Genomic DNA, 7,428 nt, shown 5'->3' on the forward strand with positions numbered 1-7,428 from the left:
CATGAAGCGTGCCATGTGGCTGGCGAATACTGCGAGGCCCCGTGGTTACGGGGCTGCGGGGGCGTCAGTTAGGGGCGTATAAGACGCCAAAACGCCTGGGCCGAAAATCAGGGCAATCACCAATCTTGTGCAGCATCGCGCGCCGAGTGTGCGTGCGCGCTCTGTTATTGCGATGCGATAAATTCGCCGGGCGATGGAGCGGGCAGAACGGCTGGCGTCGCTTGCAGCGGCTGCATGCGGGGAATCCGTCCCCTTTGCGGTTGCAGCAAGACCGCTCTGTACGTCTAGTTAAATGGTGACCAGCACGAGCTGCTCAATATTTGAAGAAGGCAGTGCGCTTTACGCCACGGCGCCCGCCATCGATTCGCTGTTTACGGCCTCCGCCTTTTTGCGTAAGATGGCGTTCAGTCACGCGGCGCCTTCTCCGGAAAACCGCTGCTTCGTCCGGCTGGGCTTGGTTCGAGAGCATTCTCGTTTCGCCACCCCCCGGTCCGTGCTCCCATCAATATGACCGATCAAAATCGGGCGAGCGCGTCTTCAGTTCCATTTCGTCTGTTTTGATCCGGTTCGTTGACCACAGGGTCTGACCTAGCTGCATGAATACCCAAGAGGCGAAGATCGTCCTCGAGACTGCTTTGATTTGCGCGCAGGAACCACTGAAGGTCGGTGACTTGCGCATGCTTTTCGCCGACGGCGTATCGGCGGATACAGTCCGTGCGTTACTTGAGGATTTGCGAAACGAATGGTCGGGGCGCGGCGTCGAGCTCGTCGCGCTGGCGACCGGCTGGCGCTTTCAAAGCAAGCCGGCGATGCGAACCTATCTCGACCGGTTGCATCCGGAAAAGCCGCCGAAATATTCGCGCGCGGTACTCGAGACGCTCGCGATCATCGCGTACCGGCAGCCGGTCACACGCGGCGATATCGAAGAGATTCGCGGCGTCACGGTCAATACGCAGGTGGTGAAGCAGCTAGAAGACCGCAGCTGGATCGAAGTGATCGGTCACCGGGATGTGCCGGGCAGGCCGGCGCTTTACGCGACGACGAAGCAGTTTCTCGACGATCTCGGGCTCAAGGCGCTCGACGAATTGCCGCCGCTCGAAGATCCCTCGACGCAGAACGCGGCCGATCTCTTGGCGCAACACGCCATCGAGTTTCCGGACGATGCGGCGCTCGTCGAAGGCGGGCCGCTCGCGGGCGGCGATGCCGGCGGCCCCGACGATTCGGCCGAGACCGGCGATGCCGGAGCGGCGCAAGCCGCGCCGTCGGGCGCTGCCGAGTCGCGGCAAGCCGAGGAACCGGGCCTTTCGGCCCACGAACAAGAAGACGACGGCGCGAGCGCGCCGCACGATGGACAGGCAAACGTTGCACCGTCCGTCGAGGGCGGCACGATTCCTGCCGCCGATGGCGGTCGCGACGAGAGTCGCGGCTCGCATGAAACCGTTTCGGACGAAATCGACATCGAGTTGCCGCGGCATGCGCAAGACAGTGACAGTACGTCTTCCGTCGCCGATGCGCACTCGATGGACGCGATGCGCGAGGACGCGCCTCGCGACGAATCGGCCGACAACTCGGACGCTTTCACCGACGACGAACCCGCGTCGCGAAGTGCCTGACGTAAGCGAACGCACGCGGCGCCCGCAATGGGCGCGCGATTGACACTTGAGGTTGTTTTGACAAATACCCACGACACCGATTTGTCCGCACCCGGGCATGCCGTAGCGGCCGCGGGCCGCGATGACGCGCCGGCCGCGCAGGCAGGCCAATCCGAGCAAGGCGCCCCCATCGCCGAAGGGGGCGAACAGGATCAGGAGCGCCCGCGCCGCGGTCTGCGCCGAGGCCCCCGTAGCTTGATCGCGCGGCGTCGCGCCGCCGCCAAGACCAAAGGCGAGGGCGGCCCCCAAGGCCAGCCGGCGGCCGAAGACGCCGACGCGCAACCGTCCGCGGCGGCGAGCGCGGCCGAAGACGGCGCGCCGCCTGTGCGTGCGCCGCGCAAGGGGCCGCAAAAAGGTGCGCAAAAGGGCGGCCGCAAGCCCGCCGCCAATCGTCGGGAAGAAGGCGGCGCGCCCGATAAGGGCAAGCCGGCCAAGGCGGCAGAATCCGCGACCGACACGCAAGACGATCTGTTCAGCTACGTCACCTCGCCGGCGTTCGACGCCGACAATGGCGCGGCGGCCGGCGTGCGAGCGCCGATGCTGCGTCGCGGCCGCGAGGCTCAGCCCAAGCGTGTGCTGGCGCCGGACGACGACGCGCCGAAGCTGCATAAGGTCTTGGCCGAAGCCGGTATGGGGTCGCGCCGTGAAATGGAAGAACTCATCGTCGCGGGTCGCGTTTCGGTGAACGGCGAGCCGGCGCACATCGGCCAGCGGATCATGCCGACCGACCAGGTGCGCATCAACGGCAAGCCGGTCAAGCGCCGCGTGCAGACCAAGCCGCCGCGTGTGCTGCTCTATCACAAACCCACGGGCGAGATCGTCAGCCATGCCGATCCGGAGGGGCGTCCCTCCGTGTTCGATAAGCTGCCGCCGATGAAGACGGCGAAATGGCTTGCCGTCGGCCGGCTCGACTTCAATACCGAAGGCTTGCTGATGCTGACCACGTCGGGCGACTTGGCGAATCGGTTCATGCACCCGCGTTATAGCGTCGAGCGTGAATATGCGGTCCGGGTCGTCGGCGAACTGTCGGAAGCCTCGCGTCAAAAGCTGCTGCACGGCATCGAACTCGAGGACGGCCCCGCCAACTTCCTGCGTATCCGCGACGGCGGCGGCGAAGGGACCAATCATTGGTATCACGTTGCGCTGGCCGAAGGGCGCAATCGCGAAGTGCGGCGCATGTTCGAGGCTGTCGGGCTCATGGTGAGCCGGCTGATTCGGACGCGCCATGGCCCGATCTCCCTGCCGCGCGGGTTGCGTCGCGGACGCTGGGAAGAGCTCGAGGATAGCCAAGTTCGCAGCTTGATGGCCGCTGTCGGCCTCAAGGCGCCGGTCGAGGAAAAAGGCGCGCGGCGCCAGGGTCAGGAGCGGCGTCAGCCCGATCCGATGCAGACGTCGATGGGCTTCATCAATCGTGAACCGGTGCTGACCGCGCACGGCCGCTTCGAGCAGCCCGGACGCGGCCCGGGCCGGCGCGGGGCGGGCGGCTTTGGAGCCGGCATGGGCGGCGGCTTCGGCGATGGCCTGGGCGGCGGCTACGGCAACCGGGGCGGCGGCAATCGCGGCGGCGGTGCGGGTGGCGGCGGTGGCGGTGGCGGTGGCCAAAAAGGCCGGCCGCAGCGCGACGTCGACGGCAACCGTGCGCCGAGTTCGGGCAGCGGCGGCGGCAAGCGCGCGTTCGGCGGCAATGGGAACGGCAATCGCTCCCCTGGCGGCAACCGCAGCGGCGGCGGCCAGCGCCCGCAGGCGCCGCGCGGCCGCTCGCGCAGCCGCGGCTAGCATCGGCGCGCAAGCGGCCCAGCGTCATACATGACCGCTGGGCCGGCGCCGCATCAAGGCCGTTTGCACCGACCGGTATTCGAGCATTTGCCCCGATATGACAGGTCGCTCGCGTGAGCGCCCCGATGCGCGGGCGCTCACCGCTTTGCAACGCGCCGTCAAAAATGCTATACTCGCAAAGTCGCTGGGCGTGCGGTTTTTTGTGCGGCTCAGGTGCGACCACCGGTAAGAAGATGATGGGCGTTAAGCCCATTTTTTTTTGGCGGAAACGGTTCGGCATCTCGGCCAGCAGCACCTTTTCGCGCGCCGGCATGGCGCGGCGCGCGGCCCCTGGGGTGCTCGCGCGTTTGCGCGAACATCTTAGAGGGCACTTGTGCAACTGACGGAACTGATAGAAACCACGGTCTCGGGCATGGGCTACGAGCTCGTGGACCTCGAGCGCACCGGGCGCGGCATGCTGTGCGTCTATATCGACCAGAGCGCCGGCATTGCGATCGAGGATTGCGAAAAAGTCACGCGTCAGCTCCAGCACGTTCTGACGGTTGAGAACATCGACTACGAACGGCTCGAAGTATCGTCGCCGGGGCTCGATCGTCCGCTCAAGAAGTTGGCGGATTTCTTGCGCTTCGCGGGCAGCGAGGCCGTCGTGACATTGAAAAAGCCGTTGAACGGACGCAAGACGTACCGGGGCATTCTCCATGCGCCCAACGGCGAAACGATCGGATTGGAATTTGAAGGGAAGGAGGGCGCCGCGATGCTCGATTTCACGCTCGCGGACATGGACCGCGCACGCCTCGTCCCGCACGTTGACTTTAGGAGCCGCAAACAATGAGTCGCGAAGTACTGATGCTGGTCGATGCGCTGGCGCGCGAGAAGAACGTCAATAAAGATGTGGTGTTCGCTGCGCTTGAAGCCGCTCTTGCTTCGGCCACCAAAAAGCTCTTCGAAGAAGACGTGGACATTCGCGTGCATATCGACCGTGAATCGGGCGAGCACGAAACGTATCGCCGTTGGCGCGTCGTGCCCGACGAAGCCGGCCTGCAAGAGCCGGATCAGGAAATCTTGCTGTTCGAAGCGCGCGAACAGAAGCCCGAAATCGAAATCGACGACTATATCGAAGAGCCGATTCCGTCGATCGAATTCGGCCGTATCGGCGCGCAGGCCGCTAAACAAGTCATCTTGCAGAAGGTGCGCGACGCCGAGCGCGAGCAGATCCTGAACGATTTCCTCGAGCGCGGCGAAAAGATCATGACCGGCACGGTGAAGCGCCTGGACAAGGGCAATTTCATCGTCGAATCGGGCCGCGTCGAGGCGCTGCTGCGCCGCGACCAGCTCATCCCGAAGGAAAACCTGCGCGTGGGCGACCGCGTGCGTGCCTATATCGGCAAGGTGGATCGCACCGCACGCGGCCCGCAGATCGAACTCTCGCGCACGGCGCCCGAGTTCCTGATGAAGCTGTTCGAGATGGAAGTGCCCGAAATCGAGCAAGGCCTGCTCGAAATCAAGGCGGCGGCCCGCGATCCGGGCGTGCGGGCGAAGATCGGCGTCGTGGCCTACGACAAGCGGATCGATCCGATCGGCACGTGCGTCGGCATTCGCGGCTCGCGCGTTCAGGCCGTTCGCAACGAGCTCGGTGGCGAGAACGTCGACATCGTGCTATGGTCCGAAGACCCCGCCCAGTTCGTGATCGGCGCGCTCGCGCCGGCCGCGGTTCAGTCGATCGTCGTCGATGAAGAAAAACATTCGATGGACGTCGTCGTCGACGAAAGCGAGCTCGCGGTCGCCATCGGCCGCAGCGGCCAGAACGTGCGTCTCGCCAGCGAACTGACCGGCTGGCAGATCAATATCATGACGCCCGACGAGTCGGCGCAGAAGCAAGACCAGGAACGCGGCGTTCTGCGCGACCTGTTCATGGCGCGGCTCGACGTGGACGAGGAAGTCGCCGACATCCTCATCGACGAAGGCTTCACGAGCCTCGAAGAGATCGCCTACGTGCCGCTCAACGAGATGCTCGAAATCGAGGCGTTCGACGAGGATACCGTCCACGAACTGCGCAACCGCTCGCGCGACGCATTGCTGACCATGGCGATCGCGAACGAGGAGAAGGTCGAGGGCGTCGCGCTCGATCTGAAGAGCCTCGACGGGATGGACGCCGATCTGTTGGCGAAGTTGGCGGAGCACCAGATTCAAACGCGCGACGACCTAGCCGAATTGGCCGTCGACGAATTGGTCGACATGACCGGAATGGAAGAGGATGCCGCTAAGGCGTTGATCATGAAAGCACGTGAACATTGGTTCCAGTGAGTGAATGACCATGGCGCACTGATTAGACCGCGATCTTGCGATCGCATGACCCGATGCTAACCGCAAGGAATCGGTCCTTGCATTAAGAGGAATGAATGGCGAGTAACAACGTAGCCCAATTTGCCGCGGAACTCAAAATGCCAGCCGGGGTGCTGCTCGAGCAGCTCCAGGCGGCGGGTGTCCAGAAAGCGAGTGAGGACGATGCTTTGTCCGAATCGGACAAGGCGCGTCTGCTCGACCACTTGCGTAAGTCGCACGGCTCGGCCGATACCGACAAGCGCAAGATCACGCTGACTCGCCGGCACACGTCGGAGATCAAGCAATCCGACGCGACGGGCAAGGCTCGCACCATTCAGGTCGAAGTTCGCAAGAAACGTGTGTTCGTGAAACGCGACGAAGCCGGTGACGGCGCGGCGGCGGAAGCGGCCGGTCAAGAGGCCGCCGTCGCCGAGGAAAGCGCCGAGCTGCAGCGCCGCGAGGAAGAGGCGCGCCGCGAAGCGGAGCTGCTCGAGCAGCAAGCGCAGGAATTGCGCGAGCGGCAAGAGCGCCTCGAACGCGAGGAAGCCGAGCGCCAGGCGCGCGAGAAGGCCGCCGAAGCGGAGCGTCAGCGTGCCGAGGAAGAAGCCGCGAAGCATCGTGAGGACGCCGCTGCCCGCGAGCAGGCGGAGCGCGTCGCCGTCGAGGACGAGCGAGCCGCCGCCGAGCGCGCCGCGCAGCGCGAAGCGGCCAAGAAGGCCGAGGACGCCGCACGGGAGGCCGCCGAGAAGGCGCGCGCCGAACAGGAAGAAATTCGCAAGCGTCGCGAGAAGGCCGAGGCCGAGGCGCGCGCGATCCGCGAAATGATGAATACGCCGCGCAAGGCGCAAGTCAAGGCGCCGGAGCCGGCGCCCGTGGCCAAGCCGGCCGAAGCCGCCAAGGCGGCCGAGGCGAAGGGTACGCTGCACAAGCCAGCCCGTCCGGCCGGCGAAGCGGCGCGTCCCACGCAAGCACGCAAGCCGGCGGCAGGCGCTGCCGCGCCCGCCACGACCCAGCCTTCGACGACGACGCCGGGCGCCGACAAGAAGAAGCAGGGCGGCAAGGGCGGCTGGCAGGATGACGCCGCGAAGCGTCGCGGCATCAAGACGCGCGGCGATTCGAGCGGCGGCGTCGATCGCGGCTGGCGCGGCGGCCCGAAGGGGCGCGGCAAGCATCAGGACGCGGGCACCTCGTTCCAGGCGCCCACCGAGCCGATCGTGCGCGAAGTGCACGTGCCCGAGACGATCACCGTGGCCGACCTCGCCCATAAGATGTCCGTGAAGGCATCGGAAGTCATCAAGGTGATGATGAAGATGGGGCAGATGGTCACGATCAACCAGATGCTCGACCAGGAAACGGCGATGATCATCGTCGAGGAACTCGGCCACCGCGCGGTCGCGGCCAAGCTCGACGATCCGGAAGCGCTGCTGGTCGAAGGCGAAGCAACGGACGCCGAGCAGCTGCCGCGTCCGCCGGTCGTCACGGTCATGGGTCACGTCGACCACGGCAAGACCTCGCTGCTCGACTACATCCGCCGCGCGAAGGTGGCAGCGGGCGAAGCGGGCGGTATTACGCAGCACATCGGCGCGTATCACGTCGAAACGCCGCGCGGCGTCATCACGTTCCTCGACACGCCGGGTCACGAAGCGTTTACGGCGATGCGTGCGCGCGGTGCGAAGGC

At 65.4% G+C, this 7,428-nt stretch carries 5 protein-coding genes; all 5 read left to right on the plus strand.

The features are described 5' to 3' along the window. Nucleotides 1–596: 596 nt before the first annotated feature. On the plus strand, nt 597–1,613 hold the full coding sequence (gene scpB, locus ACTHNR_RS07270; RefSeq protein ID WP_440546897.1) for an SMC-Scp complex subunit ScpB: 1,017 nt from the start codon (nt 597–599) through the stop codon (nt 1,611–1,613). Between the two features lie 57 nt (nt 1,614–1,670). Then, nucleotides 1,671–3,428 carry a 23S rRNA pseudouridine(2605) synthase RluB gene (gene rluB, locus ACTHNR_RS07275; protein WP_440546898.1) on the plus strand — a complete coding sequence of 586 codons (1,758 nt, stop codon included), beginning with the start codon at nt 1,671–1,673 and terminating at the stop codon, nt 3,426–3,428. Nucleotides 3,429–3,801: 373 nt separating this feature from the next. Further along, complete coding sequence (gene rimP, locus ACTHNR_RS07280) at nt 3,802–4,260, plus strand: ribosome maturation factor RimP (protein ID WP_440546899.1); 459 nt, start codon at nt 3,802–3,804, stop codon at nt 4,258–4,260. Beyond that, nucleotides 4,257–5,732, plus strand: a complete 1,476-nt coding sequence (gene nusA, locus ACTHNR_RS07285; RefSeq protein WP_440546900.1) for a transcription termination factor NusA — start codon at nt 4,257–4,259, stop codon at nt 5,730–5,732. The genes rimP and nusA overlap by 4 nt, the downstream gene beginning before the upstream one ends. 95 nt (nt 5,733–5,827) lie before the next feature. Further along, nucleotides 5,828–7,428, plus strand: a 1,601-nt coding sequence (locus ACTHNR_RS07290) for a translation initiation factor IF-2 N-terminal domain-containing protein (RefSeq protein WP_440546901.1), incomplete at its 3' end; no start/stop codon positions are given.

The organism is Trinickia sp. (assembly GCF_051954495.1).
In the GTDB taxonomy this organism is placed as follows: Bacteria; Pseudomonadota; Gammaproteobacteria; order Burkholderiales; family Burkholderiaceae; genus Trinickia.